Here is a 25,476-nt window from a genome sequence, read left to right on the forward strand (position 1 = left end):
ACCCGGACCAGGTCAGGGTTTTCGGGGAGCCCGCCCGGCTCCGGGCGGTCAGGCTTGATCCCTGCGCCGGGCGGGCTCCCCCGAAAACCGCCCTAAGCCTCAGAGGCGATAGACGACAGCGTCGCCGACGTCCTGCCGGCTGATCCCGAGCGACTCGACCGGCGCGTCGATGCTGATTTCCCACGGCGTGCCGACCACCTCGCCGCGCAGCAGCACCACCGTGCGGACGCCGAGCGTGCGCAGGTAGTCGACGCTCGTCTGGTCCGGGAACGACTGGCTCACCCGACGAACGTCGTCGAGCTGGCGCGGCGTGAAGCCGCTACCGCCGTTGACCACGTCCGGGAACCCGTCGGTCGACCAGAGCATCACATGCTGGTCCAGGCTCTGATTGCTGGGCAGCACCAGCAGCGGCCCCTGCGCCGACCGCATCGCGGCCGGTTGGGTCGGCACCACCGGATGCGGGGTGGTGTTCAGGCCCTCGACGGTGACCAGCAGCAGCGGCAGCAGGGTTGCCATCCGCAGCCACGGCCCCGGCCACGACGGGATCCGTTGCGCTGTCAACTCACGCACCCGGTCGGTGAGCGCGGTGACCGCACCCGCCGCGAGCAGGCCGAGCAACAACGTGGTCCAGAGCATCAACCGCCCGGGGGTACGCAACCCGCTCCAGCCCGGCAGATGCTCGAAGAGTGGCACGTAGGTGAAGGTCCCGTCGAAGAAACGGGTGCCCATCGCGAAGGCCATCGTCACCAGCACCCCGGCGAGCAGCAGCAGTCGGTGCCGCAGCCGCCAGACCGAGAAGAACAGCCCACCCGCGGCGAGCGCGTACAGCACGAAGCCCGGCAGCAGGGTCATCTCCGGATGCCAGGGCAGTGCCGCCCGGGCCCCCTCGTGCAGCCCACCCCAGATCCGCGACTCCCCGGGCGCCGTCACGAAGCCCGTCGCCGGCGGCGAGAAGAGGCTGATGTCGCCGATGGTGCGTTCGGCGTACGGGTGCAGCTCGGTCACCTTGAAGAACGGCACCGCCATCAGCAGACCGACACCGGCGAACAACACCCCGCCGAGCACATCGGCGGCGAACAACCGGCGACCGAACGGAACGGCCTGCCCGGTGCGCAGCCGCCGCGCGTAGAAGAGGACGGCAGCGACCAGCACCGTACCGGCCAGGAAGTACGCGAAGGGCAGTCCGATGCCGAACCCGAGGCTGAGCTGCCAGGCCGCCACCAGCCAACCGGCGTAGACCCAACCGTCGTGCCGGCGCTCCGGCCGGTACCCGTGTCGGAGGGACCACCCGTGCCCGCGCGCCAACATCGCCAGCGCCAGCGGGATCCCCCCGTTGGAGAGCACGTGCAGGTGCCCGGCCTGGGCCAACAGCCACGGCGCATAGGTGTAACTCACCCCGGCGACGGCCGCACCGATCCGGCCGGCCCCGAGCTGTCGGGCCAGCGCGTACGCCCCGAACGTGGCGAGCGCGTGCGCCAGCACGAACATGATGTTGTAGCGCAGCACGGCGTCCTCGGGACCGCTGCCGAGCATCCCAGCCGGGGCATAGCCGAGCAGCGTGTCGGAGAACGCGAAGCTCCACAGCTCGGGGAAGAACGTGTTCGACTGCCACAGGCGCGCCGGGTCGGCCAGCAGGATGTGCCCGGACCAGGCCATCTGCCAGGCCTGCAGGCTCGGATCCCAGTAGTCCTGTGGGAGGGTGTAGCGCGGGTAGCGCAGCGTCGGCCAGGTCATCAGCACGGCCAGTGCCAACGCGCCGAGGGCGGCAAGGGTCCACTCGTGGATCAGGAACCGACCGACGGCCCGGCCCACCCGAGTGAAGATGGAGGGCCGCGGCTCCGGTGCGGAGGCGAACGCCTCCCAACGCTCCGGGCCGACCGGCTTCGCCTCACCGTCGGCCTTGTCCGTGCCGTCGGCGTCACCCGCCTTCGCGCCCTTGGCCGGTTCGCCGTCCTTGGCCGGTGCGCCGCTGTCCTTGGCCGCGTCGCTGTCCTTGGCCGGTGCGCTGTCCTTGGCCGGGCTACTGTCCTTGGCCGGGCCGTCGTTCTTGGCCGGGCCGTCGTCCTTGGAGGCATCGGTGCCCTTGGCGGTGCGGTCGCTGGCTGCGGTGCCGCCCTCTGCGCCGTCCTGCTTGGCCGTGGCGGCCTGCTTCGCTGTGGTGCCCTGGTTCGCCGCGGTGCTCTGCTTGTCGCCGCGCCGGGCCGCGTCCTTGGCGGGACCGTTCGTCGCGGGGCCAGCCTTGGGGCCGCCGTTCGAGGCGGCTCCGGTCGTTCCGCCGTCGCCGGGTGCTGGCTGGCCCGGGGTGGTCTCGGCGAGAGCCTTGTCAGAGGTGCGAGCCGGCTGGGTGGGGGTGCCCGCCGCAGCCGTGGTGGCCTGCCGGCTCTGGGCGTCGGCGCCGGTGGGGGTGGGCCGGGCGTTGCCGGTCCCGGGCTGTCCGCTCGTCATGCCGCCGGGCTCTCCGCTCCGAGTTGCTCACGCAGAAAGTCGATGTCGGCAGCCTGGCCGGCCACACCGCCCGGCGTCTCCACGACCACCGGCGCGCCGGCCGCCCGGATCACCGCCACCACCAGCTCCGGGTCGATCGTCCCGCCGCCCAGGTTGTCGTGACGGTCCTGGCCGGAGTTGAACGCACCCTTGGAGTTGTTGGCATGCACCAGGTCGATCCTCCCGGTGATCGCCTTGACCCGGTCGACCAGACCGAGCAGTTCCTCGCCGCCCGCGTACGCGTGGCAGGTGTCCAGGCAGAAGCCCACCTCGTAGTCACCGATGGCGTCCCACAGTCGGGCGAGTGCGTCCAGCCGTCGGGCGCAGGCGTTGTCGCCGCCGGCGGTGTTCTCGATCAGGACCGGTACGCCGAAGCCGCCGGAGTCCGCCGCGTACGCAAAGGTCTTGCGCCAGTTGTCGAAGCCGACGGCCAGGTCGTCGCCGGCGTTGACGTGCCCACCGTGAACGATCAGGCCCTTGGCGCCGATGGCGGCAGCTGCGGTGGCGTGCCCGAGCAGCAGCTTCCGGCTCGGGATCCGGATGCGGTTGTTGAGAGTGGCCACGTTGATGACGTACGGCGCGTGCACGTAGAGGTCGACCTCGGCAGCGCTCAGCCGCTCGGCATCTTCACGAGGCTTGGGCGCCTTCCAACCCTGTGGGTCGGAGAGGAAGAACTGCACGGTGTCGGCGGACCGGGCGGCCGCCTCCGCCAGCGGGTCGGTCGAGTCGACGTGGGCTCCGATACGCATGCGAGCGAGCCTACGTCGCGACCCCGACGGTCGGGGCGAGGGCCGGGGCGGTGTCGCGTCACCGGACGGACCGACGATCGTTGATGGGTTTGAACCGGCGACCAGCACCCGGTGCCCGCCAGCGGCGCGAGCCTCGCACCCGGCGACCGGCGGTCGACGGCCGATAGCGAGGTCACCCCCGCCGCGCGGCCCGGCGCAGCGGGGGCGACCCCATCGCACACCGGCTACCGAGCGACGACGATTCTCGGAAAATTGTGCTTTTCCCCCCGACACGGTACGAGTGCTGTTGTATCGTCAGATAACAACACGATAAAGCTCCGCGGGGCGTCTTCGGTCCAACCTCATCGGTGTGGTCGTTCCTCCCCAGGTCCCACCCAAGGAATGCGGACCGGACGCCCCGCGGCCTCGTAGACGGGGGTTCACCACCGACCGGTTGACGGTCGGACGGTGGGCCCCCGTCGGCACGTCCGGGTGCGGACCCGACCGCCCCGGGCATGATCGTTGGGACCGGGTATCCTGGTCAGGTTGTCCGCGTCCGGCCGGGTTCCCTCGGCGCGTGCGGGCGGCGACACAAGACCTCCTGCCACGGAAGGACCGTGGCCGCTTAGCCCACAGGAGGTGAGCACGTCTTGCGTCACTACGAACTAATGGTCATCCTCGACTCCAGCCTCGAGGAGCGCACCGTCGCACCGTCGCTCGACACGTACCTGAACGTGATTCGGACCGCGGGTGGCTCGGTTGAGAAGACCGACGTGTGGGGCCGCCGGCGCCTCGCGTACGAGATCAACAAAAAGGCCGAAGGCATCTACGCCGTCATCGACCTGCAGGCCACGCCTGCAGCGGTGGCCGAGCTGGACCGTCAGCTCCGGCTCAACGAGTCCGTGCTGCGCACCAAGGTCATCCGACCGGAAATGCGCTAAGAGCATCCAACCCCGGTTCGTCCGGATCAGCCTCCGCGACTCTGTCGTACTGCTCTGCGAGCCTGTACGACGAGACGCTGAGTGCGCGAGGAGATGGTCATGGCAGGAGACACCACCATCACGGTCATCGGCAATCTGACCGATGACCCCGAGTTGCGGTTCACCCCCTCCGGGGCTGCGGTCGCCAAGTTCCGAGTCGCTTCGACGCCCCGTTTCATGGACAAGGCGTCGAACGAATGGAAGGACGGCGAGCCGCTGTTCCTCGCATGCACCGTGTGGCGGCAGGCCGCCGAGCACGTCGCCGAGTCGCTGCAGCGTGGCGCTCGGGTGATCGTGTCGGGTCGGCTGCGTCAGCGGTCGTACGAGACCCGCGAGGGTGAGAAGCGCACTGTCATCGAGCTTGAGGTCGACGAGATCGGCCCGTCGCTGCGCTACGCCACGGCGAAGGTGCAGAAGATGTCCCGCTCCGGCGGCGGTGGCGGCGGCTTCGGTGGCGGCGGTGGCGGTGGCAACCAGGGCGGCGGCGGAGGCAACTTCGACGACCCCTGGGCTTCGGCTGCTCCCTCTCCCGCGCGTGCCGGTTCGGGCGCCAATTTTGACGAGGAGCCACCGTTCTAATGGCGCCTAGCGCTCGCGATCGCAAACCAGGAGCACGTGCAACGGCCAAGGCTGCGGCACTGCGCAAGCCGAAGAAGAAGGTGAACCCGCTCGACAAGGACGGGATCGCCTACATCGATTACAAGGACACCGCGCTGCTGCGCAAGTTCATCTCCGATCGCGGCAAGATCCGCGCTCGGCGGGTGACCGGCGTCACCTCGCAGCAGCAGCGGCAGATCGCCCGTGCGGTCAAGAACGCCCGTGAGATGGCGCTCCTGCCGTACACGGCCACCACCCGCTGAGAGGAGGCACCGATATGAAGATCATCCTGACTCAGGAAGTGTCCGGCCTCGGTGCCCCGGGCGACATCGTCGAGGTCAAGAACGGCTACGGCCGTAACTACCTGCTGCCGCAGGGCTTCGCGATCGCCTGGACCAAGGGCGCGGAAAAGCAGGTCACGGTCATCAAGCGGGCCCGTGGGGCCCGCGAGATCCGCGACCTCGACCACGCCAACGAGGTCAAGGCTCAGCTCGAGGGTCTCAAGGTCAACCTGAAGGTCCGCGCCGGCGACGGCGGACGGCTCTTCGGCTCGGTCACCCCGGCCGAGATCGTCGACGCCGTCAAGGCGGCCAGCGGCCCGGTCCTCGACCGGCGTCGGCTGGAGGTGCCCGGTCACATCAAGTCGACCGGCACCTACCCGGTGAAGATCAAGCTGCACCCTGAGGTGACCGCAGCGTTCAACCTGAACGTCGTTCAGGGCTGACGTCCGCAACACCACCACGAGGGCCCGCACCGATCGCTCGGTGCGGGCCCTCGTGTCGTACCTCGTCCAACCCGGCACCGCCGGTGGGCTGCGGCGGCCGTCCGTGCGCCTGCCCGGCTGCCCCGACCTGCCGTCCGCCCGGTCTGATCCCGGCCCGCCGACGCGTCAACCGATGGGCTGGCCGGTCACCGCGCTGATCAACACCGTGGAGAGGCCACCACCGACCACCGCGGCGGCAACCGCGATGGTCGCCGAGCGCCACGTCGTACCGACCCGCCGCAGCAGCGCCGCCACCACCAGACTGCTCACCAGTGCCAACCCGAAGCGCGGCGAACCGGCCAGGAGTGACTCCAAGGCGCGGGACCGGGCCGAGTCGCACCCGCCCCCACTGATGTCGGTCACACAACCAGCCGGCGCCTGGCTGTCCAACGTCAACAGCCACACGAAGATCAGCATTGCCGGCACCAGATAACAGGCGGCCGTGTACAGCAGCGGCCGGACCGACCCACCCGGATCCGGATCCAGAAGGTCGTCCTCCAGACGCCGCGCCCAGGCACCCGTGGCCGCCGACTCGACCCGCCGACGCACCGACGCCGTTCCCACCGCAGGCCGGTCCGCCCGACGACGAGGCGCACCCGCTCGCGGCACACCCGTACGCGGCGCAGGCGCGCTGCGCGGTCGCGGAGCGGTGTATCCCACCACCGGAGACCGGGGCGCCGACGTCTGAGGATCCATCCAACGCGGGTCGTCATCCGCCAGCCGAGTGCCGGACCAGAAGCCGTCCTCCCGGCTCGGCCACCCCTCGGCCGCCACCGGGCGATCGGAGCGCGGCGCCAACGTACGGTCCCACTGGTCGTCCTCGATCGCGGACCGCTCCCACTGGCCGGTGCGGTCCGACCGCTCCCAGCCACCGACGCTCTCCGCCGCCGACCACTGCCCGCTCAGATCCCCGCTGTCCGCGCCGCTCGCCGGCGGCCAGGCGTGCACGCCCGAGGCGTCCCACGGGTCCACCGCTGGCGGGTACGACGGTTCGGGTTCCGCCGCCCGGTCCGATCCGCGAACCCACGGGTCGGCCGCCGGACGGGACCAGGACTCCTCCGCCGCGCGGCGGCTCCGCCGGCTGCGACGACTCGGCTCCGGGTCCGGGACCTGCTCGGCAGGAGCGGCCTCCAGATCCCCGCCCGACCAGATCACCTGTGGACGGCCGGCGGGCGCGCGGCGGGGACGCCGGTCCGAGACAGCACCAGAGACCGGCTCGTCCTCCCCGGCGTCGGCCCGTCGGCGACCCGCGTACCCCTGATCCTGCGGCCGGTCGAGCGTCCACTCCCGGGTGTGGTCCGAATCCGGCGCCGGGCCGATCGCTGCCTGCTCACGCCGACGCGTCTCGCTGCCCCGCCGACGACCACCCGACGACTCGGCGGACCGCCGGCCCGCGCCGGAGGTCCGCTGCTCGGGCTCGTCCTCGTCGTCATCGTCCGGTGCCGCGTGCCGACCGCCGCCGTCCGCGTGCCGGACCCCTGACTCCAGCGCCCACCGGGGCAGGTAGGCGTCGACAGGCTCGTCCTGGCCGCGGTCCAACGCACGCCGTCGGCTGGAGGTGCGGTAGCGCCCGTCCTCGTCGTACGGATCAACCGGAACGGACGCCGCGCGCTCACCCCACGAGGCGGTTGGCTGGCGCTCGCGCGGGCTGCCATCGCCGCGTCCCCAGTCCCGGTAATTCACGGCCGGAGTGTGACCCTTCTGAACCGAAAGCGGAATCCGCTGTCCAGGTGTAGCCGTTCGCTGGAGATAGTACGGGACGATCGTGTCACAGGCCCGACCGAAATATTCTCCTCCACAGGCTGGGGAGCATGTTTCACCAGGTCAGCGAGTTCTGGCCAAGAATTCCCCAACGGTTTTCCACAGGCTGTGCACACGCTGCGCACATGCTGTCCACCGGGATCCACAGGTTGTCCCGAGGCTCGTCCACCGGCGTTGTTGAGTCTCTGACCTCGGGGTCCGTATGGTTGGCCCTCGACCGCCGGCGATGGCCCCCGATCGACCGGACCGGTCGGAGGAGAAGTGTCAGACCCCAGCGGTAGAGCTGGGACTGGATCCGGCGCAGTGGAGGGGGGACCCGTGTCGGTCACCGACGACATGCGGGCAGAGCCACGCTCCGGCGGAGGCCAGCCACCCGGGCAGCGGGATGGCCAGTTCGACAAGACCCCGCCCCAGGACGTCGCCGCCGAGCAGTGCGTCCTCGGCGGCATGCTGCTCTCCAAGGACGCCATCGCCGACGTCGTCGAGATCCTCAAGACCAACGACTTCTACCGGCCGGTGCACGCCACCATCTTCGACATCATCCTCGACATCTACGGTCGCGGTGAGCCGGCCGACTCGATCACGGTCGCGGCGGCGCTCGCCGACTCCGGGGATCTGGTACGCATCGGTGGCGCGCCGTACCTGCACACCCTGATCGCCAGCGTGCCCACGGCCGCCAACGCGGCGTACTACGCCCGCATCGTCAGCGAGCGAGCCGTGCTGCGCCGGCTGGTCGAGGCCGGCACCAAGATCGTGCAGCTGGGCTACGGCACCGCCAGCGGCGGCAGCCGCGACGTGGACGACGTCGTCGACCTGGCCCAGCAGGCCGTGTACGACGTCACCGAACGCCGGGTCAGCGAGGACTTCGCGGTTCTTGCCGACATGTTGCAGCCGACGCTGGACGAGATCGAGGCGGTGGGCGCACAGGGCGGCATGATGACCGGTGTACCCACCGGCTTCAGCGACCTGGACCGACTGCTCAACGGCCTGCACGCCGGACAGCTGATCATCGTGGCGGGCCGGCCTGGTCTGGGAAAGGCGCTCGCGCTCGACACCCCACTGCCGACCCCGGGCGGCTGGACCACGATGGGTGAGGTCGAGGCGGGCGATCAACTTCTGGCGGCGGACGGCAGACCCACCACCGTCACACACGCCTTCGACGTCATGCACGACCGCCCCTGCTACGAGGTGGAATTCTCCGACGGCACTGTCATCGTGGCCGACGCGGAGCACCTGTGGAAGACCACCAGCCGCGCGAGCCGACGGCAGGCCCCGGTGCGGCAGAGGCGGCACTGGCCCGAGTCGTCGCTCGCCAACGTGCGTGCGGCACATCAGCGGCTGAGCTCCCTGCGGAACCAGCCGATCACGCTCTTCGACACGATCGAGCAGGTTGGGCCGGAGTTCCGGCACGTCCTGCACACCGTCGCCCGTGAGGTCGGGTCGGTTGGCCGGATTAGCCGTCCCATCGTCCGCAACGGCAAGCCGCAGAACTGGACTGCGCCCGGCTATCCGGCCGGTCCGCTTCTGAGCGCCCTTCTCGAGCGAGCCGAGCGAAAGGTCAATGCCGGCAGCCGGGTCGACCACGACGGCGTCGTCACCACTGCCGAGATCGCAGCCACGCTGCATACGGACACCGCCCAGCAGCGGCTCAACCACGCCGTACGGAACTGCGCTCCCATCCAACTCCCGGACCGTGAGCTGCTGGTCCCGCCCTACACCTTGGGGGCGTGGCTCGGTGACGGGCACAGCGACGCCAGCCGCTTCACCACGGCAGATCCGGAGATGGTCACGCACCTCGAGGCGGACGGCTTCATCGGGCTGTTGCGTCAGGTCGGGGTGGCGGGGAACAAGCACATCCCGGGCGCCTACCTGCGCGCCTCGGAGGCTCAGCGCAGGGCGTTGCTCGCTGGGCTGATGGACACCGACGGGACCGTCGCCCCCGCCGGCAACCTGCAGTACACGTCGACCTCGAAGCGGCTGGCTGACGACGTACGCGAACTCATCGTCAGCCTCGGCTACCGCTGCACCGTCAACGCGAAGCCGGTGCGCGGCCGCACCCGCGAGTCGTCGATCGCGTACACGTTGAACTTCTCCACCCCGGATGTCATCTTCCGGCTCAGGCGCAAGCAGGATGCACACGCCGAACGCCGCCGCACCGCCTCCGACGTTCGAACGAGCTCGCGCTTCATCGTCGACGTCCGGCCGGTCCCCAGCGTTCCGGTGCGGTGCGTGACCGTCGACAACGACGAACACCTGTACCTGGCCAGCCGGGCGATGATCCCTACCCACAACAGCACGGCAAGCATGGACTTCGCCCGAAACGCAGCGATCCGCGCCAACCAGGCGGCCGCCATCTTCTCGCTGGAAATGAGCAAGGTCGAGATCGTGATGCGACTGCTCTCCGCCGAGGCGCGGGTGCCGCTGCACGTGCTGCGCAGTGGTCAGCTCTCCGACGACGACTGGACCAAGCTGGCCCGGTGCATGGGTGAGATCAGCGAAGCACCGCTCTTCGTCGACGACACGCCGAGCATGAACCTGATGGAGATCCGGGCCAAGGCCCGCCGGCTCAAGCAGCGGCACGACCTCAAGATGATCGTGGTCGACTATCTCCAGCTGATGACCTCACCGAAGCGCACCGAGAGCCGCCAGCAGGAGGTCGCGGACCTGTCCCGTGGCCTGAAGCTGTTGGCCAAGGAGGTCGAGTGCCCGGTGATCGCGGTCAGTCAGCTGAACCGTGGCCCCGAGCAGCGCACCGACAAACGACCTCAGCTGTCCGATTTGCGTGAATCTGGCTCAATTGAGCAGGATGCTGACGTTGTCATCCTTCTGCACCGCGACGACTACTACGACAAGGAGTCCCCGCGGGCCGGGGAGGCGGATTTTATTGTTGCCAAGCATCGGAATGGGCCCACCGACACCGTGACCGTCGCAGCCCAACTGCATCTATCGAGATTTGTGGACATGGCCATCGGATGAGGTTTCGGCTGCCAGGGGCGCACATCGCACGAGCAACAGGATGATCAACTGCAGGGCTTCCACCTCGACACGTCAGCTGGTCGGCTGAGCCTTACCACTTAAGTCGTAAGTCGAATGTGGTCCTGCGCCAGATGGCGTGGCTGCGCTGCTGCAGCAGGCTCTCGGGTATGAACCAGAACGATGCACCAGCGCAGACTCCTTCCCGGTCGTACCGGTCCCGGTCGGCATTCCGCCTGCGGCGTCTCGGTGCCGCCCTGGCAACCGCGGTCGTCGTCGGGGCGGGCGTCGTCGGCTGCGGTGCCGGCGCCGCGCAGGAGCCGGCACCGACGAGCGACGCCCCGGCAGCAGCCGTCGAACCGCGCGTGTTGAACGCCAGCGACGTGAACGCCTGGCTCGACGAGATGCTCCCGGCCGCGCTGGAAGCCAATGACATCGCCGGGGCGACGGTCGCCGTCGTCAACGACGGTGGGACCGTCACCACCCGGGGGTACGGCCACGTCGACACCGGCAGCGAGGGCACCGAGCCGGTGCCGGTCGACCCCGAGCGGCACCTGTTCCGGATCGGATCGGTGTCGAAGCTCGCCACCGCCACCGCCGCGATGCAACTCGTCCAGGACGGCAGGGTCGACCTCGACGCCGACATCGCCGCCTACCTCGACTTCACCATCCCCCGCAACTTCGACGAGCCGATCACCCTGCGTCACCTGCTGACCCACACCGCCGGGTTCGAGGAGCGGATCGCCGGCCTCATCGGCAAGGAAGGCACCCGGGCCGACCTGCGCGAGGCTCTGGTCACCGACCCGCCGGAGCAGATCTACCGGCCGGGCACCGTGCCGGCCTACTCCAACTACGGCAACTCACTCGCCGGGTACATCGTCGAACGGGTCAGCGGTATCCCCTTCGAGGAGTACGTCGACCGTAACGTCTTCGACCGCCTCGGCATGACGTCGTCCTCCTTCGAGCAGCCGCTGCCCGCGGACCTGGCGGGCCGCGTGTCGAACGGGTACGACAACGCGTCGTCCCCACCCGGGTACTTCGAGATCATCGGCACCCCGCCCGCCGGCTCGATGAGCGCCTCGGCCCCGGACATGGCCCGGTTCATGCTCGCTCACCTCGGCGAACCGGTCGGCGGCACCCCGATTCTGGACGAGCCGACGCTTGACCTGATGCACCAGCCGGCGCTTGACGCCACCACGCTCGGCACCCTCGCCGGTGCACCCCGGATGACCCTCGGGTTCTTCGACGAGAGCCGCAACGGCCGTCGAATCCTCGGCCACGGCGGCGACACCCCCTTTTTCCACAGCCACCTGCAGATCTACCCGGACGAGGGCGCCGGCCTGTTCATCTCGCTCAACAGCACCGGCACGTCGGGCCTGGCCAACCACCAGCTTCGACAGAAGCTGACGAAAGCCTTCGCCGACCGTTATTTCCCGGCGGTGCCCGGCGCGGCGGCGAACAACGTGCCGGCGACCGAGCTGGCCGCCCCGACCACCGACGCCTCGGGCACGGCCGAGCGGGCCGCGATGGCCGCCGGCACCTACGAAAGCTCCCGCATGATCAAGAGCAACTTCCTGACCCTGATCGGCCTGTCCGGGCGTACCACGGTGAGCGTCCGCGATGACGGCCGGCTGCTGCTCGAACCGCGTCCGATGGCCGATTCCGCCGCCGTCTACGAGGAGATCGAGCCCTGGGTCTGGCGTGAGGTGGGCGGGCAGGAAACGATCGCGATGCGAGCGGTAGACGGCCAGGTCGAAGTTATCGGTTTCGACTCCGCGTTCGCCCTGGTGCCCGTCGAGGCCGCACGCAGCACCTACCTGGCCGTCCCGGTGATCGTCGGCTCGGTGGTCATCCTCCTGCTCACCGTCCTGGCCTGGCCGATCGGGGCGATTGGTCGCCGGCTGCGGCGGCGGGCACCGCGTGATCGGGCTGGACGCACCGCGCGCATCCTCAGCCGCGTCGGCGTCGGCTGCGCCCTGCTCGCGGTCGGCGGCTGGGTGGGCAGCTTCGTGCTCATCATCGGCCTGGAGGATCTCTCCACCGCCTCGTTGCGCACCGTGCAGGTGGCCCAGCTGATCGGCCTGCTCGGGGTGGTCCCCGCAGCGGTCCGGCTGGTGGACGACGTCCGCCGGCGGGTCGGCTGGTCGCGAACCGCCGGCAGCGCCCTGGTCCTGCTGGCCCTCGTCGGTACGGGATGGTTCGCCGTCGAGTTCATGCTGCTCTCGCCGAATATCTCCTACTGACCGTCCCGTCCCTACCCCTCCCGATCCGTCTCGATCTATGAGCAGAGGATGCTGACACGGTGAACGATCACATCGGGGGCGGCCCGCTCACCGCCGAGCCGACCGATCCGGCGGGCCCGCCCCGACTCACGAAGCGGTTGGACGTACTGCTCGCCAACCTCGGGGCGACCGGGCCGTTCGCCCGGGACTGTCTGCTCGCGGCCTGCGTCGCCGGGGTGACGTTCACGTTGATGGCGGCTCTGTTCTGGATCGTGACGCCACCGGGCGAAATCGTGGTCGACCCGGAGCGGGCCTGGCTGCTCGTCGCCCTCGGGGTCGGGCAGGCGCTGCTGCTCTGCCTGCGCCGGGTCCGCCCGCTGCTCTGCCTCGCCGGCATCGTCGGCCTTCAGGTCGCCATGATCGCCCTGTCCCCACCAGACGCGACGATCCGGGTACTCGCGCCCTTCGTCGTCGCGTACACCATCGGGGTTCTGCTGCCGGCCCGGACGGCGTTCATGCTGGTCGGCGCGGCGGTGGTGGTCGAGGCGGCAGCGGCGTTCGGCACCGCCGCCGTGACGAATCCGGACCTTCTGCTGTCGGCTGTCGGCCCTGCCGGGTCGAGCGCACTGTCCAATCTCGGCGCGGTCGTCGTCGGCAACTACGTGGCGATCCGTCGACGCTACACGCAGCTGTTGCGCCTGCAGGCCGCCGATGCGGTCCGGGCCCAGCAGACGAAGGTGCGGGCCGCGATCGAGGCGGAACGCAGCCAGATGGCTCGGGAACTGCACGACGTCGCCGCCCACCACCTGTCCGGAATGGTGGTGCAGGCGGCGGCGGTCCACCGGCTGGTTGACCGGGACCCGGAGGCGGCGAAGGCCGGCGTGGCCTGGATCCGGTCCCAGGGCAAGGAGACCCTGAACAACCTGCGGCTGGTGGTCGGGGTGCTGCGCGGCACCCCGGCCGACGGCAGCGGAAGCGGCGACACACCCGGCCACGATGGTGAGGGGAGCGTTCCGGTGCCGGGGCTGGCCGTGCTCGATGACCTGGTCCGGACCGCTCAGGACCTGGGCACGCCGGTCGAGTTCGTGGGCGTTGGGTCGCCACGTCCGGTCCCGCCGATCGCCGACGTCGCCCTCTACCGGATGGTGCAGGAGTCGCTGTCCAACGCGCGGCAGCACGCGCCGGGCGCGCCGGTGCTGATCACCCTGCGCTACCTGCCGCGCGAGGTGTCGCTGGCGGTGGTGAATGGTCCGCCAACGCGGCGTCCCGAGCCGGCGGTGCGCACCAGCAGCGGGGTCGGGCTGATCGGCATGCGGGAACGAGCGCAGTTGATCGGCGCGCGTTTCGCGGCCGGGCCGACGAGCGAAGCCGGCTGGTCTGTCACAGTGACGCTGACATCAAAGGGAAGTGATTCGTCGTGACCGGTTCTGGGACTGGGGCTGACGCTGGGACGATTCGAGTGATGCTGGTCGACGACCAGGCGGTGGTGCGGGCCGGCTTCCGGGTGCTCCTGGAGCAGGCGGACGACATCGAGGTGGTGGCGGAGGCGTCCAGCGGATCGTCTGCGGTGGCGGTGGCCGCCCGGCTGCGTCCCGACGTCATCTGCATGGATGTCCGGATGCCCGGCGGTGACGGACTCACCGCGACCCGCGAGATCCTCGCCGACGCGCCCGAGTCGCCGCCAGCCATCCTGGTGGTGACCACGTTCGACCTCGACGAGTACGTCTTCGGCGCACTCGAATCCGGGGCCAGTGGCTTCATCCTGAAAGACTGCGAGCCCGAGGACCTGATCGATGCGATCCGTCGGCTGGCCAACGGCTACGGTCTCGTCGACCAGGTCGTGACCCGCCGGGTGATCTCGGAGTTCGCCAGGCGGCGACCGGCGGCACCGCCTGAGTCCGCAGCGGCGCGCCAGCTCACCCCGCGCGAAGCCGAGATCGTACGGCTGCTCGCCAAGGGTTTGTCCAACAACGAGATCGCCGACGAACTCTTCATCGAGACCAGCACGGTCAAGTCACACCTCGGGCGGGCGATGACCAAGATCGGCGTACGGGACCGGGTGCAGACCGTGGTGTGGGCGTACCAGAACGGGTTGGCCCCAAGCTGACTGTCAGCCGAGCAGTGGGAACCAGCCCGCCGACTCGCCCAGCTCCAGCCGGTCCCGGTCGGTCAGTGGGACGCGCCCGGTGGCCTTCAGCAGGAAGTCGTTGTCGTCCCACGCGGTGGGTCGAACGGTGTCGTCGCTGAGCAGGCCGTCCATCGTCGCCACCGCGACGCGTACCGCCAGTGGGCCGGGCGGCGGCGCGTCGGGCAGTTCCAGCGTCAGGTCCAGGTGGTGGACGGCGGCCTCGGTGGTCAGGGTGGCGAGGAAATCCGGTACGCGCAGCACGTGCCCCTGCGTGGTCACGTACCCCTCGGGGTCGGCTGACGTGGCGGCGCGGACCGCCGCCGGGGCGGTGTCCTGCCAGAGGTCGACGATCCCGGTCGGGCGGTCGAAGGCGGCAGCCGATCGGCGGACCCACCAGGCGTGCCGGGCGGCCTGGTCGTCGCCGCCGGGAAAGTCACGCCAGTAGCTCACGTCGTCGACGTCGGCGGGACCGTCGGCGGGGCTGGCCAGTGTGACAAGTGCCCGCTGGGCGTCGCCAAGCACGTGCAGGAGCAGGTCGGCGATGAGCCAGCCCTGACAGCGGGTGGCTCGTTGCAGGCCGGCGTCATCCAGGCGACCGACCACCGCGGTGATCCCGTCGTACGCCTGGGCCAGCGCCTCGTCCGGTCGGATCGCGGTCATGCGATTGAGCCTCGCATGAAGCGCCGCGCCCGCCAACGATCAATGGCCCGGGTGATGTGCCCGGGTCGATACGTGGATCGACCCGGGCGGAAGGTCGGCCTGGATCAGCCGAACATCTCGTCGAGGAAACCCTTGCGCTTCTTCTGCCGGTAGTGCCCGTGGTAGCCGTGGTGTTGCTGCTGCTGGTGGCCGTAGGCCGGCTGCGGCGGGTAGCCGTGGGCGGGCGGGGGCGGCGGCGGGACGGCGCCGTAACCGGGCTGGTGCGGCGGGGGCGGCGGGGGCGGGTAGCCGGCCGGCTGCTGCGCGGGCTGCCCGGGGGCACCTCCGGTCTGTTGGCGGCTCCAGTTGGCCTCCGCCTCGAACAGCTTCTCCAGCTCGCCGCGGTCCAGGAAGATGCCTCGGCACTCCCCGCACTGGTCGATGACGACGCCGCTGCGCTCGTACTGGCGCATTTCTCCGTGACACTTGGGACAGGTGAGGCTACTCATCGCCCGACGGTACCCGGTGGACCTATGCAGTTGCTGTGAGCGCCTCGGTGACTTCTTCGTCGGACACCTCGTGGAAGTCGTCGTAGTAGACGCTGACCGCGCCGAAGTCCGCCGGACGTTGGGCACAGATGACCTGGTCGGCCTCGGCGGCGAGCAGCTCGTACGCCTCCTGCGCGCCGACCGGGACCGCGACCACGACCCGGTGCGCCCCGAGGTGGCGGACGACCTCGACGGCGACGCGGGCGGTCGCGCCGGTGGCGAGGCCGTCGTCGACGATCACGGCGGTCCGCCCGGTGAGGTCCAACTGTGGGCGGTTGCCCCGGTAGAGCCGTTCCCGGCGTTCCAACTCGGCCTGTTCCCGGTGGCGGACCTCGGCGATGTCGTCGCTGCTGAGCCGGCTGGCCACCGCGTCGTTGAGCACCTGGACGCCACCCGGACCGAGGGCGCCGAAGGCGACCTCCCGGGCCCACGGCATGCCGAGCTTGCGGACGACCAGCACGTCCAGTGGCGCGCCGAGCCGTTCGGCGACGACCCGGGCGACCGGCACGCCGCCACGGACGAGGCCGAGGACGACGACATCCGGTTCGCCGATGAGTGCGCTGAGCCGTTCGGAGAGCACCCGGCCCGCGTCGGCCCGGTCGCGGTACGTCGTCATGCCTTCAGGTTTACGCCCTGACGCGGCGTTCCGCCCGACAGTTACGCCGAAGTGGTCCGACCGGACCGCTCGTCGGGGACCGTGGCGGCCGCTGTGTCGTCCGGGCGGTGCAGGGCGGGGGCCCAGGTCAGCAGGGCCAGCGGGTACAGCAGGTAGCCGAAGCGGGTCGTGGGCATCAGGGCGATGGCGGCGAGCAGCCCGTACCCGCAGATGAGCGCGGTGGCGACGGCGGTGCGGGGCGGGCGGCGGGCGAGCCGGACGGCGATGGCCACGCCGGCGGCGACGAGCAGCGCGGCGGCGATCAGCCGGCCGGCGGGTAGCGCACTGGCGATCAGGTAGCCGGGGAACGGGGACTGCGCGGGGCTGGTGACCAGGCCGTGGCCGAGGGGGAAGCGCAGCACGTTCTCGGTGAGGGCGTCGCGGTCCACCAGCAGCGCCGGCAGTAGTGCCGCGATGGGCAGGCCGATGGCCCCGGCGGCGACCCGGGTGCCGGCGCGCCGGGTCAGACCCCAGACGATCAGGACCAGGGCCACCGGCCAGGCGAACAGCTTCAGCGCGCCGGCGAGCCCGACCGCGAGGCCGGCCCGGCCGGGTCGGTCGGCGGCGGCGAACGCGAGGGCCAGCAGGCAGAGCGCGAGTACGGGTAGGTCGTCGCCGCCGGTGGCGAGGGTGAGGGCGCAGATCGGCAGTACGGTGGCGGCCTGCACGCCGCGCAGCACTGCGGCGTCCCGTCGCTGGGCTGCGGTGGAGGTGGCCTGGCCGGTGGTGGCCGGTGTTCGGCGCAGGGCGGCCACGGCCAGGGCGAGCGCCAGCGCGGTGCCCACCGCGAACCAGACCCGGGAGTCGGTCCACCAGGTGTCGAGCAGTGCTCTGGGCAGGCCGAACATCGCCATGCCGGGCTGGTACGGGGTGTAGCCCATCAGTTGCTCGCCGGGTGGCAGGGCGGCGATGGCGTCGGGTCCGAGGTAGGGGGTGCCGTGCTCCAGGAGGCGGCTGCCGGCCTGCTCCACGACCAGCACCTCCTCCTGCGCGCGGTCGGTGCGCCCGCCGGCCCGGTCGATGCTCTGCCAGGCCAGGGGCAGCAGTGTGGTGGCCGCCCAGGCGAGACCGGTGACCGTCCAGCGGGCCGGCAGACCGGTCAGCCGGGAGGTCGGGGAGCGTCGACGCAGCAGGAGTTGGACGATCACCGTCAGCGTTGCGATCAGGTAGCCGACGGCGGCGACCGCGCCCCAGTGGCGGTGCGGCAGCAGTGTCGACGTGACAGCGGTGATCGCGGCGAAGATGGCCGAGACGGCGTAGAGGCCCAGGTCGAGGGCGAGTCCGCCAGCGGCGTTGTCGAGTGTCCGCCAGTGCCAGCGACGGCGGCGGGCGGTCGGGTCGTCGACGATCACGCGCGACAGTCTGGCAGACCGGGCTGTCCGCGTAGTGGGCCGATGCCTGCTCAGGCGGGCAGGTGTGGCAGGCGGTCCGGCCGGGAACGGCCGGCCTGGCGGCGGTTCTGGCTCAGCCGGATCACCGCCCCGGCGTCGTGCAGCGGCGCGGCCAGGGTGCCCGGTCGGCCGCCCGAACCGCGCTGCATCGCCGCGAGCAGGGTGCCGGACGGCACCGGCCGGGCGAACAGGTGCCCCTGGCCGGCGACGCAGCCCAACTCCCAGAGGGCGCGCCGCTGCGGCTCGCTCTCCACGCCCTCGGCCACCACGTCCAGGTCGAGGCTGCGACCCAGGTCGAGGGTGGAACGGATGACGGCGGCGGCCTCCGCCGAACTCTCCATCGTCGTCACGAAGCTCCGGTCGATCTTCAGCTCGTGCACGGGGATCCGGGAGAGCAGCGACAGCGAGGAGTAGCCGGTGCCGAAGTCGTCCAACGCCAACCGGACTCCCTCGTCGCGTAGCCGGCTGAGCACCCGGTCGACCACGTCGAGTTGGCTGAGGGTCAGCGTCTCGGTCAACTCCAGGACCAGCCGGTCCGGTGGTAGGTCGTGGGCGCGCAGACGGGCCAGCACCGAGCCGGGGAACCGCGCGTCGAGCAGGCTGCGCGGGGACACGTTGACCGCGACCGGTACGTCGAAGCCGGCATCGCGCCAACTGACCGCCGCGATCAGCGCCTGGTCGAGGATCGCCTCGGCGAAGGCCGGTAGCAGGCCCGAACGTTCCACCGCCTCCAGGAACCGCAGCGGGTCGATCATGCCGTGGGTGGGGTGGTGCCAGCGGGCCAGCGCCTCAGCGCTGGTCACCTCACCGGTGCCCAGGTCGACGATCGGTTGGAAGTTGACCACGAACTCGTGGTCGGCGACCGCGCGCGGCAGGTCACCGCCGAGAGTGAGGCGGCCGAGGTCGGCCGTGTCCCGGGTCGGGGCGTACGTGGAGATCCGTTGCCCGGCCCGCTTCGCCTGGTACATGGCCACGTCGGCGCGGCGCAGCAACTCGGCCATGCCGCCGTTGGACGGGGCGCCGGAGATCCCGCCGCTGGCCTCGACGCTGATTCGCATGCCATCCAACTCGAACGGCTCGTGCAGGGCGGCGAGCAGCGTCTCGGCCCGGTGCGCGGCCACCGCCGGGGCCGGCAGACCCCGCAGGAGTACGGCGAACTCGTCGCCGCCGAGGCGGGCCACCAGGTCGGTCGCCTGGGCCGCACCCCGCAACCGGTCGGCCACCTGCACCAGCACCTGGTCGCCGGCGGCATGCCCGAGCGTGTCGTTGACCTCCTTGAAGTGGTTGAGGTCGATCAGCACCAGCGCGGTCACCCCGTCGGCGTGCCGGGTGCTCAACTGCTCGGTGCCCTCGTCGAGGAGGTGTCGGCGGTTGGCCAGGCCGGTCAGCGCGTCGTGCGAGGCCGCGTACGCGTGCTCGTCGGCGACCCGGGCCAGCTCGGCGTACGCCTGCGCGTTGCGGACGGCCGTGCAGAGCGCCGAGGCGAAGGTGCGCAGGGTGTACTGCTCCCGCTCGGAGAGCTGCACCGGGCCGCGGAAGCGCAGTCGGAGCATGCCGACGTCGACGGTCCGGTCATGTCCTTCCAGCGGCGCGGGGACGATGGTGCCGTCCACGTCGGTGGGCGTGCCGGTCGGCCCGTCGAAGGTGATGCCGCCGGTGCCACCGCGCACGGTGCGGCCGCCGTCGCGCAGCTCGATCTCGACCTCGTCGGCGGAGAACAGCTCGGCGGCCTGGATGACCGCGGTGGTGAGGACGTTGTCCAGGTCGACCACGTTGAGCGCGTCGGTGGTGCGGGCCAGCCGCTGCCACGCCTGCTGCTCGGTGCGGCCTCGAATGCGTGCGGAGTAGGCCAGGTGCAGGCTCAGGACCAGAGGTGGGACGGCGAGCAGTAGCCGGGGGTCCATCCGGATGATCAGCAGCGTGCAGGCCGCAACGGCGAACCGCACGGCGAAGCCAGCGAGCCGAAGGTCGAGATTGCTGCGGAAGTGCTTCGCGATCCTGGTCTGGGAGGCGAGTGCGATGACCGGGATGGCGAGCAGATCGTCCAAGAGCGCCGCGACCAGGTAGGCGAGCGCCAACGGCCCCAGCAGCATCAGGGGGGCCGTCCCGGTGGGCGGCCAGGTCCAGGTTGTCATCGCGAGTGCCGTGCCAGCGCCCCAGGCGACGATGACGTTCTTGCCGATACCGAAGGCCAGCTTTATCGGTGTGAGGCGAAGCGAGGCGAGGGCGATCCCGACTGCGGTGCAGAGCACTACCACCGAGGTCGGAGCGATGGCCGCACCGACGATGATCGCTGTCTCGTTCCAGCTGATCGACTGAGTCGTCGACCGGATCCGTACGCGAGCCTTGACCAGCGTGCCCAACGCGATCATGAGCGTGAGCATGAGCAGGACTGCGGCGTCGCTCACCGTCTCCAGCTTCGCCGAACGCCATGCGGCCGGAAGTGACGTGGCGACGATGACCGCGGCAACAACGACGACGAGACCGACGAGCAGCAACAGCCGCCGATCGGTCTCAATCTCTCGTCGCTGAGGAAGGGTCATGCCGCTCCCGAAGGACTGCCTGCGCGTTCTCGCAGCCTACTGCTCGGGCCCTCAGAAGTCCTGTGTCGAACTTGTCAGTTCCAGTCGGTGCCACGCATCGCGTTGCCCCCTTCTCCCGCTGCGACAATTGGAGTACCTGTCCCGTGATGGGGAGGTCTTCCTCCGAAAGGCAGCTTAAGAGGCGGAAGGGCAGGCTAGAAGAAATAAATGTCGGTATGCGCAACATTAGCCAAGTTGACGCCCGTTTATCACGTTCTGTCCATCGTTACTGAACGGAGTGCGGTCGAGCTTGCCGGCGTTGGATTCAAGTGGCACCTTGCAACTGCGGACGGTATCTGACGAGGTTATGGGACTCCTTATTCGTTGAGTCTGAGGGCTCCTCAGGAGTTACCTCATCCGGAGTTTGGTCAAGCGTGAGGGCGGCATGGGCAGAGTTGGTGCGGCCGAGGGCGCCCAGCGGGGCAGGTAATGGCACCAGCCTTCGCCCGGGTTCTTGGCGACGACGGGTGAATAATCGCGTTTCGGCAGGCGGGGGTGCAACTTGCTGCCGGCACCGTGCGGTCCTGGACTGGCATTCGCGCAGCTCCTCCCGTTACTCCTACACACCGAACGTCGTTCGTATCGCCCCGTAAGCGGTGCGCCACCCCACGGGGTCGTACACTCCGTTGCGTGATCGGCTGAATACCTGATACGGCTGGCGGGGGCGGGTGGAGATTCAGGTTCTGGGCGGCCTTTCGGTGCAACTGTCTACCCGCACGCTGCGCCTTGGTACACCCAAGCAGCAGGCAATCTTCGCAATGCTCGCCGTTCAGCCCGGTCGACTGGTGACAGTGGACGACCTCGTCGATGAGTTATGGGCCGATCGCCCACCGCGATCGGCCGTAGCGAATGTGCGGACCTATGCCGCCAATCTGCGCCGGACTTTCGAGGCTCACCCGGCCGGTCGTGACGCCATCGAGCGCCAACGCAACGGCTATCGGCTCGTAGTCGACCCGGAACGGGTGGATGTCTTTCGCTTCGAGCTGGAACGGAACGCGGGTCGGGAAGCGCTGACGGTTGGCCAACTGGACCGCGCCCGCGAGCTGCTGGGGCGCGCCCTGGCTCGGTGGCGGGGACCGATGCTCGCCGGTGTTCCGTTCGGGCCCGTCCTCACCTCCCGGACCATCGCCGCCGAGGAGGAGCGGCTGTTGACCGTGGAGCTTCTCGCCGACGTCCAACTGAGATCGGGCCGGGACGACCTGGCAATTCCGCTGTTGCGCGAAGTGGTGGCCCGCCATCCTCTCCGTGAGCCGACCCATGTCCTCCTCATGCGGGCCCTGCACGAGCGCGGGGACAACGCGGAGGCGCTGGCGGTGTACGACGAGATCCGAACAACACTGACCACGGAGCTGGGTGTGGGCCCCGGGGGCAACCTTGAGGAGTTGCGCCGCTCCATCGTCACGGCGATGTCGCGCCCAGGTTCGGGGCGGGCCACCGTACGGGTTGCGGGAGTTGGCCGGGCGCGCTCGGTAGCGGTCGGGGCGGGTGTGCCGGTCGGCGCGGCATCGGAGGAGGCGGACCGGATCAGCCCGGTGGATCACCTTCCCCGGGCGGTCACCGACTTCGTCGGCAGGGAGGACGTGGTGTTGCGGCTGCTGGCGGAGACCCGGCGGGTCGAGGAGCGGGTGCCGGCCGTACACATCATCGACGGCATGGCGGGCAGCGGGAAGACGGCCCTCGCCGTGCACCTCGCCCGTCGGCTGTCCGATCGATACCCGGACGCCGCGTTGTTCATCGACCTGTGCGGGCACGGTGACAAGAACCGGATCGAGCCGGCGGGCGCTTTGTTCACCCTGCTTCGACAGCTTGGGGTGCCGGCCGACCGGGTTCCGGTGGAGTTCGACGACAGAGTGGAGTTGTGGCGACAGGAGCTGGCCCGCCGCAGGGCAGTGGTGGTTCTCGACAACGCCGCGAGCAGCGAGCAAATCATGCCCCTGCTGCCGGCGGAGCCGACCACCGTTCTGGTGGTTACCTCGCGGCGACGGCTCTCCCATCCGGATGCCGGACCGTCGCGGACGCTGCCGGTGATGAGCCCCCACGAGAGCGTGGATCTGCTCCGCGTGAGCGTCGGCCGGGACAGGGTCGAGGCCGAACCGGAGGCGGCCGCCGAGGTGGTGCGTCGGTGCGGGTACCTCCCTCTGGCGATTCGGCTGGCCGGTGCCAGGCTGGCGCATCGGCGCGGCTGGCGGTTGGCGGACCTGGCCGGGCAGATGGCTGGCGACGCTCCAGTGCTGCACCATCTGGCTCAGGAGGAGAGCACCGTCACCGGGGCCTTCGCCGCTTCCTATGAGCCGCTCACGAGTTCGACCAAGCGTGTCTTCCGGTTCCTGGGTCTGTACCCCGGCAGTCGCTTCGGCGTGCCGGCAGCCGCCGCGCTGACCGGGCTGACGATCACGGAGGCTCGCGCGGCGCTCGACGACCTCGTCGACAGGAACCTGGTGGAGGACCTGGACTCGACGCGATATCGACTGCACGACCTCATGCGGCAGTACTCCATCGAGCTGTGTTCGCGTACCGACTCCGCGAGCGACCGAAAGGCCGGTTTGGCTCACCTGTTCGACTTCACTCTGGCGGTGGCTTTGGAGGTCGCCAAGACGCTGGAGCTCAACGACCTGGAATCTCGCGTCACACATCTCCCGTTCGGGCGACCTGAGTTGGTCGACGCGATCGGGGCGCCCACCGCTGACTGGTTGGAAGCGGAGCGGACGGACCTGGTAACGATGGTAAGGGCAGCGCTCGATGAGGGCTTCCACGAGCACTCGTGGCGGCTGGCCCGTGCCCTCTGGCGATTCTGTTACATCCGCGGATACTTCGAGGACATCATTACGACCCACCGGCACGCGCTGACCGCAGCGGACGCATCCGGGGACGTCGGTGCAGCGGCCTTGATGAGCAACTACCTCGCTTCCGGATATATCCGGACTGGCGAAAACCGGGAAGCACTGCACCATTTGACCCGCGCTGTCGCCCTCTCCAAAGACTCGCGGGACGTGCTCAGAACCGCGCGGTACCGCGCCAATCTCGCCGCTGTCTACTACTGGAGCGGCAACCTGACTGGAGCGGTGAGGGTCGGTCTTGAGCGCTTGCGTGACTACAAGGGATACGGCAAAGCCAAGGTGCCGATGGCGCTGCCGAACCTCGGCATGGCACTTACCTCACTGGGTCGCTACGAGGAGGCGTTGCGCCTGCATCGCCTGCACCTGGCGTGGGCCCGGACAAACTCCGACGTCTTCCACACACTCAACGCCCTCAGCCACATCGGCGCCGTGCGGGTCCGAATGGGCGATCTGCCGCAGGCGATCCGAATACTCCTGGCCTCGTTAGCGCTACGCGATCGCACCGGCCACCGGTACGCCGAGGCTGAGGTGCGCAACGACCTCGGGATCGCCTATCGCGGTCTGGGTCGTCTGGTGGAGGCCCAGCAGGAGCACGAGTTGGCGCGGAATCTGTCGATCGGTTCAGGGGAGCGACACGTCGAGGCGGCCGCGCTGAACGAACTCGGGCGGACCCTGCTGGCGCAGGGGCGGAGTGGCGAGGCGTTCGAGGTGCACCAGGAGGCGTTGCGGTTGGCTACTCGGATCGCGCACCCACACGAGCAGGGTCGGGCCCTGGCCGGGCTGGCCGAACACTTCGTCCGCACGGACCCGGTCGAGGCGCGGCGGCACTGGGAGCGGGCGTTGGCGATCTTCCGGCGGATGGGGGTGCCGGAGCGCTTCGAGGCCGAACGCCGTCTCGCCGAACTGGCTTCCTGAACGGTGGATTCGGGGCCCTGACCAGGCAAAACGGCTCTTATCGATTTCTTATCGCCGGGCCCGGTAACTTCTCGGCCGTATCGGCGAACGGGGGAGGTTCTGCCCGTGGGCAGAACCGGGTCGTCGACACGCACCCGCTGCCGGGTCCCCCCAGCGACCTCGGCGGTGGGTTGGTGAGGGAGGAGCGGCGTCGGGGCCGTTGCGCCGTCAGCACCCGGTGCGGCCGTCAGCGTGACGCCGCTCCTTCCGACCACCGTCGTACCGCACCGATAGGCTCACGACCGTGACCGAACCTGCGCAGCTCAGCCACGTCGATCGCGCCGGCGCGGCCCGCATGGTCGACGTCTCCGCCAAGGCGGTGACGGGGCGGCTGGCCGTCGCGGCCGGCCGTTTGCGGACCACACCCGAGGTCATCGACCTGTTGCATCGCGACGGGCTGCCCAAGGGTGACGCGTTGGCCGTCGGGCGGCTGGCCGGGATCATGGGGGCCAAGCGCACTCCGGATCTGATCCCGCTCTGCCACCCGATCGCCCTGCACGGTGTCACAGTCGACCTGACGCTGACCGCCGACACCGTGGAGATCACTGCCACTGCCCGCACTGCGGACCGGACGGGGGTGGAGATGGAGGCGTTGACGGCGGTTGCTGTCGCCGGTCTCGCCCTGATCGACATGGTCAAGGCGGTCGACCCGGCGGCCTCGGTGGAGGCGGTCCGGGTGCTGCGCAAGGAGGGCGGCAAGACCGGCGAGTGGGTTCGTCCGGAGGACCGGCCGTGATCCGGGCTCGGGTGATCGTCGCTTCCAATCGGGCCGCGGCCGGTGTCTACGCCGACACCAGCGGGCCGCTGCTCGTGGCCGGCCTGCGCGAGCTGGGCTGCCAGGTCGACGAGCCGGTGGTGGTGCCCGACGGTGAGCCGGTCGGTGACGCCTTGCGGGCCGCCCGCGCGGACGGTGTCGACGTGGTGGTGACCAGCGGCGGCACCGGGGTGACCCCGTCGGATCGGACACCTGACGTGACCCGTGGCCTGCTGGATTACGAGATCCCCGGCATCGCCGAGGCGATCCGCGCGCACAGCCGTGACCGGGTGCCGACGTCGGTGCTGTCCCGGGGCCTGGCCGGGGTCGCCGGCCGGATGCTGGTGGTCAACCTGCCCGGCTCGACCGGCGGCGCCCGGGACGGTCTGGCCGTCCTCGGGCCGATCCTCGGGCACACCGTCGACCAGCTTCGCGGCGGGGACCACTGACCGGTGCGCGCCAGGCCCGGGCGGGTGTCGG

19 protein-coding genes and 1 pseudogene are annotated in these 25,476 nt (G+C 70.1%); 12 read left to right on the top strand and 8 right to left on the bottom strand.

The genetic code is table 11. The features are described from left to right. Nucleotides 1-99: 99 nt before the first annotated feature. Both OH804_RS28290 and OH804_RS28295 read right to left on the bottom strand, forming a co-directional pair. Nucleotides 100-2,445, bottom strand: a complete 2,346-nt coding sequence (locus OH804_RS28290) for a hypothetical protein (RefSeq protein ID WP_406060598.1) — start codon at nucleotides 2,443-2,445, stop codon at nucleotides 100-102. Then, entirely contained in the window at nucleotides 2,442-3,233 is a 792-nt protein-coding gene (locus OH804_RS28295) for a deoxyribonuclease IV (RefSeq protein WP_406060600.1), read from the bottom strand. Before OH804_RS28295 ends, OH804_RS28290 begins: the two co-directional genes overlap by 4 nt. A 629-nt stretch (nucleotides 3,234-3,862) precedes the next feature. Here OH804_RS28295 and rpsF point away from each other — a divergent pair. The 4 genes from rpsF (at nucleotide 3,863) to rplI (ending at nucleotide 5,513) form a co-directional block, all read left to right on the top strand. Next, nucleotides 3,863-4,153, top strand: coding sequence for a 30S ribosomal protein S6 (gene rpsF / locus OH804_RS28300; RefSeq protein WP_036391391.1), 291 nt, complete (start codon nucleotides 3,863-3,865; stop codon nucleotides 4,151-4,153). Nucleotides 4,154-4,234: 81 nt separating this feature from the next. Further along, nucleotides 4,235-4,771, top strand: coding sequence for a single-stranded DNA-binding protein (locus OH804_RS28305; protein WP_181518404.1), 537 nt, complete (start codon nucleotides 4,235-4,237; stop codon nucleotides 4,769-4,771). Beyond that, entirely contained in the window at nucleotides 4,771-5,052 is a 282-nt protein-coding gene (gene rpsR, locus OH804_RS28310) for a 30S ribosomal protein S18 (RefSeq protein ID WP_051723758.1), read from the top strand. The genes OH804_RS28305 and rpsR overlap by 1 nt, the downstream gene beginning before the upstream one ends. Before the next feature lie 14 nt (nucleotides 5,053-5,066). Then, nucleotides 5,067-5,513, top strand: a complete 447-nt coding sequence (gene rplI, locus OH804_RS28315) for a 50S ribosomal protein L9 (RefSeq protein WP_112583905.1) — start codon at nucleotides 5,067-5,069, stop codon at nucleotides 5,511-5,513. A 165-nt stretch (nucleotides 5,514-5,678) separates the two neighbouring features. Here the strand turns inward: rplI and OH804_RS28320 are convergent, their stop codons facing one another. Beyond that, nucleotides 5,679-7,235: a hypothetical protein gene (locus tag OH804_RS28320; protein WP_196920340.1), complete on the bottom strand. Its 1,557-nt coding sequence runs from the start codon at nucleotides 7,233-7,235 to the stop codon at nucleotides 5,679-5,681. A gap of 414 nt (nucleotides 7,236-7,649) precedes the next feature. On the opposite strand from OH804_RS28320, the gene dnaB reads away from it, so the two are divergent. From dnaB to OH804_RS28340, 4 genes are all read left to right on the top strand, one after another. Continuing rightward, nucleotides 7,650-10,289: a replicative DNA helicase gene (dnaB, locus tag OH804_RS28325; protein WP_406066696.1), complete on the top strand. Its 2,640-nt coding sequence runs from the start codon at nucleotides 7,650-7,652 to the stop codon at nucleotides 10,287-10,289. 167 nt (nucleotides 10,290-10,456) lie between these two features. Next, the gene (locus tag OH804_RS28330) at nucleotides 10,457-12,529 is read left to right on the top strand and encodes a serine hydrolase domain-containing protein (RefSeq protein ID WP_406060604.1); all 2,073 of its coding nucleotides are present in this window, start codon (nucleotides 10,457-10,459) and stop codon (nucleotides 12,527-12,529) included. Between the two features lie 59 nt (nucleotides 12,530-12,588). After that, the gene (locus OH804_RS28335) at nucleotides 12,589-13,929 is read left to right on the top strand and encodes a sensor histidine kinase (protein ID WP_406060606.1); all 1,341 of its coding nucleotides are present in this window, start codon (nucleotides 12,589-12,591) and stop codon (nucleotides 13,927-13,929) included. A gap of 41 nt (nucleotides 13,930-13,970) precedes the next feature. Continuing rightward, nucleotides 13,971-14,615 (top strand): response regulator transcription factor, encoded by a 645-nt coding sequence (locus tag OH804_RS28340; RefSeq protein ID WP_196920334.1) that lies wholly within the window; start codon nucleotides 13,971-13,973, stop codon nucleotides 14,613-14,615. Nucleotides 14,616-14,618: 3 nt separating this feature from the next. On the opposite strand, the gene OH804_RS28345 is transcribed toward OH804_RS28340, so the two are convergent. From OH804_RS28345 to OH804_RS28365, 5 genes are all read right to left on the bottom strand, one after another. Then, on the bottom strand, nucleotides 14,619-15,296 hold the full coding sequence (locus tag OH804_RS28345; protein WP_406060608.1) for a maleylpyruvate isomerase N-terminal domain-containing protein: 678 nt from the start codon (nucleotides 15,294-15,296) through the stop codon (nucleotides 14,619-14,621). A 104-nt stretch (nucleotides 15,297-15,400) separates the two neighbouring features. Then, nucleotides 15,401-15,784, bottom strand: coding sequence for a zf-TFIIB domain-containing protein (locus OH804_RS28350; RefSeq protein WP_091396643.1), 384 nt, complete (start codon nucleotides 15,782-15,784; stop codon nucleotides 15,401-15,403). Between the two features lie 22 nt (nucleotides 15,785-15,806). Next, nucleotides 15,807-16,439 carry a phosphoribosyltransferase gene (locus tag OH804_RS28355; protein WP_366632172.1) on the bottom strand — a complete coding sequence of 211 codons (633 nt, stop codon included), beginning with the start codon at nucleotides 16,437-16,439 and terminating at the stop codon, nucleotides 15,807-15,809. Nucleotides 16,440-16,480: 41 nt separating this feature from the next. Beyond that, on the bottom strand, nucleotides 16,481-17,830 hold the full coding sequence (locus tag OH804_RS28360) for a glycosyltransferase 87 family protein (protein WP_406060610.1): 1,350 nt from the start codon (nucleotides 17,828-17,830) through the stop codon (nucleotides 16,481-16,483). 50 nt (nucleotides 17,831-17,880) lie between these two features. Then, nucleotides 17,881-20,412, bottom strand: coding sequence for a putative bifunctional diguanylate cyclase/phosphodiesterase (locus OH804_RS28365; RefSeq protein ID WP_406060612.1), 2,532 nt, complete (start codon nucleotides 20,410-20,412; stop codon nucleotides 17,881-17,883). Between the two features lie 737 nt (nucleotides 20,413-21,149). Between OH804_RS28365 and OH804_RS28370 the strand changes: the two are divergent. From OH804_RS28370 to OH804_RS28385, 4 genes and pseudogenes are all read left to right on the top strand, one after another. Continuing rightward, nucleotides 21,150-21,383, top strand: a pseudogene (locus OH804_RS28370) (winged helix-turn-helix domain-containing protein); the annotation flags it as partial. Nucleotides 21,384-21,413: 30 nt separating this feature from the next. Continuing rightward, nucleotides 21,414-24,203, top strand: coding sequence for an ATP-binding protein (locus tag OH804_RS28375; RefSeq protein ID WP_406066698.1), 2,790 nt, complete (start codon nucleotides 21,414-21,416; stop codon nucleotides 24,201-24,203). Nucleotides 24,204-24,486: 283 nt separating this feature from the next. After that, complete coding sequence (moaC, locus tag OH804_RS28380; RefSeq protein ID WP_196920328.1) at nucleotides 24,487-24,978, top strand: cyclic pyranopterin monophosphate synthase MoaC; 492 nt, start codon at nucleotides 24,487-24,489, stop codon at nucleotides 24,976-24,978. Beyond that, complete coding sequence (locus OH804_RS28385) at nucleotides 24,975-25,445, top strand: molybdenum cofactor biosynthesis protein B (RefSeq protein ID WP_406060615.1); 471 nt, start codon at nucleotides 24,975-24,977, stop codon at nucleotides 25,443-25,445. The genes moaC and OH804_RS28385 overlap by 4 nt, the downstream gene beginning before the upstream one ends. The last annotated feature ends 31 nt before the right edge of the window (nucleotides 25,446-25,476 follow it).

The sequence above is a fragment of the Micromonospora sp. NBC_00860 genome (genome assembly GCF_045207375.1).
GTDB lineage: Bacteria > Actinomycetota > Actinomycetes > Mycobacteriales > Micromonosporaceae > Micromonospora > Micromonospora vinacea.

What these genes read in the sequence shown, in the direction of transcription:
- OH804_RS28355 (WP_366632172.1), bottom strand. Translation starts at nt 16,439, where the DNA reads ATGACGACGTACCGCGACCGGGCCGACGCGGGCCGGGTGCTCTCCGAA.
- rpsR (WP_051723758.1), top strand. Translation starts at nt 4,771, where the DNA reads ATGGCGCCTAGCGCTCGCGATCGCAAACCAGGAGCACGTGCAACGGCC.
- OH804_RS28330 (WP_406060604.1), top strand. Translation starts at nt 10,457, where the DNA reads ATGAACCAGAACGATGCACCAGCGCAGACTCCTTCCCGGTCGTACCGG.
- OH804_RS28295 (WP_406060600.1), bottom strand. Translation starts at nt 3,233, where the DNA reads ATGCGTATCGGAGCCCACGTCGACTCGACCGACCCGCTGGCGGAGGCG.
- OH804_RS28290 (WP_406060598.1), bottom strand. Translation starts at nt 2,445, where the DNA reads ATGACGAGCGGACAGCCCGGGACCGGCAACGCCCGGCCCACCCCCACC.
- OH804_RS28365 (WP_406060612.1), bottom strand. Translation starts at nt 20,412, where the DNA reads ATGACCCTTCCTCAGCGACGAGAGATTGAGACCGATCGGCGGCTGTTG.
- OH804_RS28340 (WP_196920334.1), top strand. Translation starts at nt 13,971, where the DNA reads ATGCTGGTCGACGACCAGGCGGTGGTGCGGGCCGGCTTCCGGGTGCTC.
- OH804_RS28350 (WP_091396643.1), bottom strand. Translation starts at nt 15,784, where the DNA reads ATGAGTAGCCTCACCTGTCCCAAGTGTCACGGAGAAATGCGCCAGTAC.
- rplI (WP_112583905.1), top strand. Translation starts at nt 5,067, where the DNA reads ATGAAGATCATCCTGACTCAGGAAGTGTCCGGCCTCGGTGCCCCGGGC.
- dnaB (WP_406066696.1), top strand. Translation starts at nt 7,650, where the DNA reads ATGCGGGCAGAGCCACGCTCCGGCGGAGGCCAGCCACCCGGGCAGCGG.
- OH804_RS28345 (WP_406060608.1), bottom strand. Translation starts at nt 15,296, where the DNA reads ATGACCGCGATCCGACCGGACGAGGCGCTGGCCCAGGCGTACGACGGG.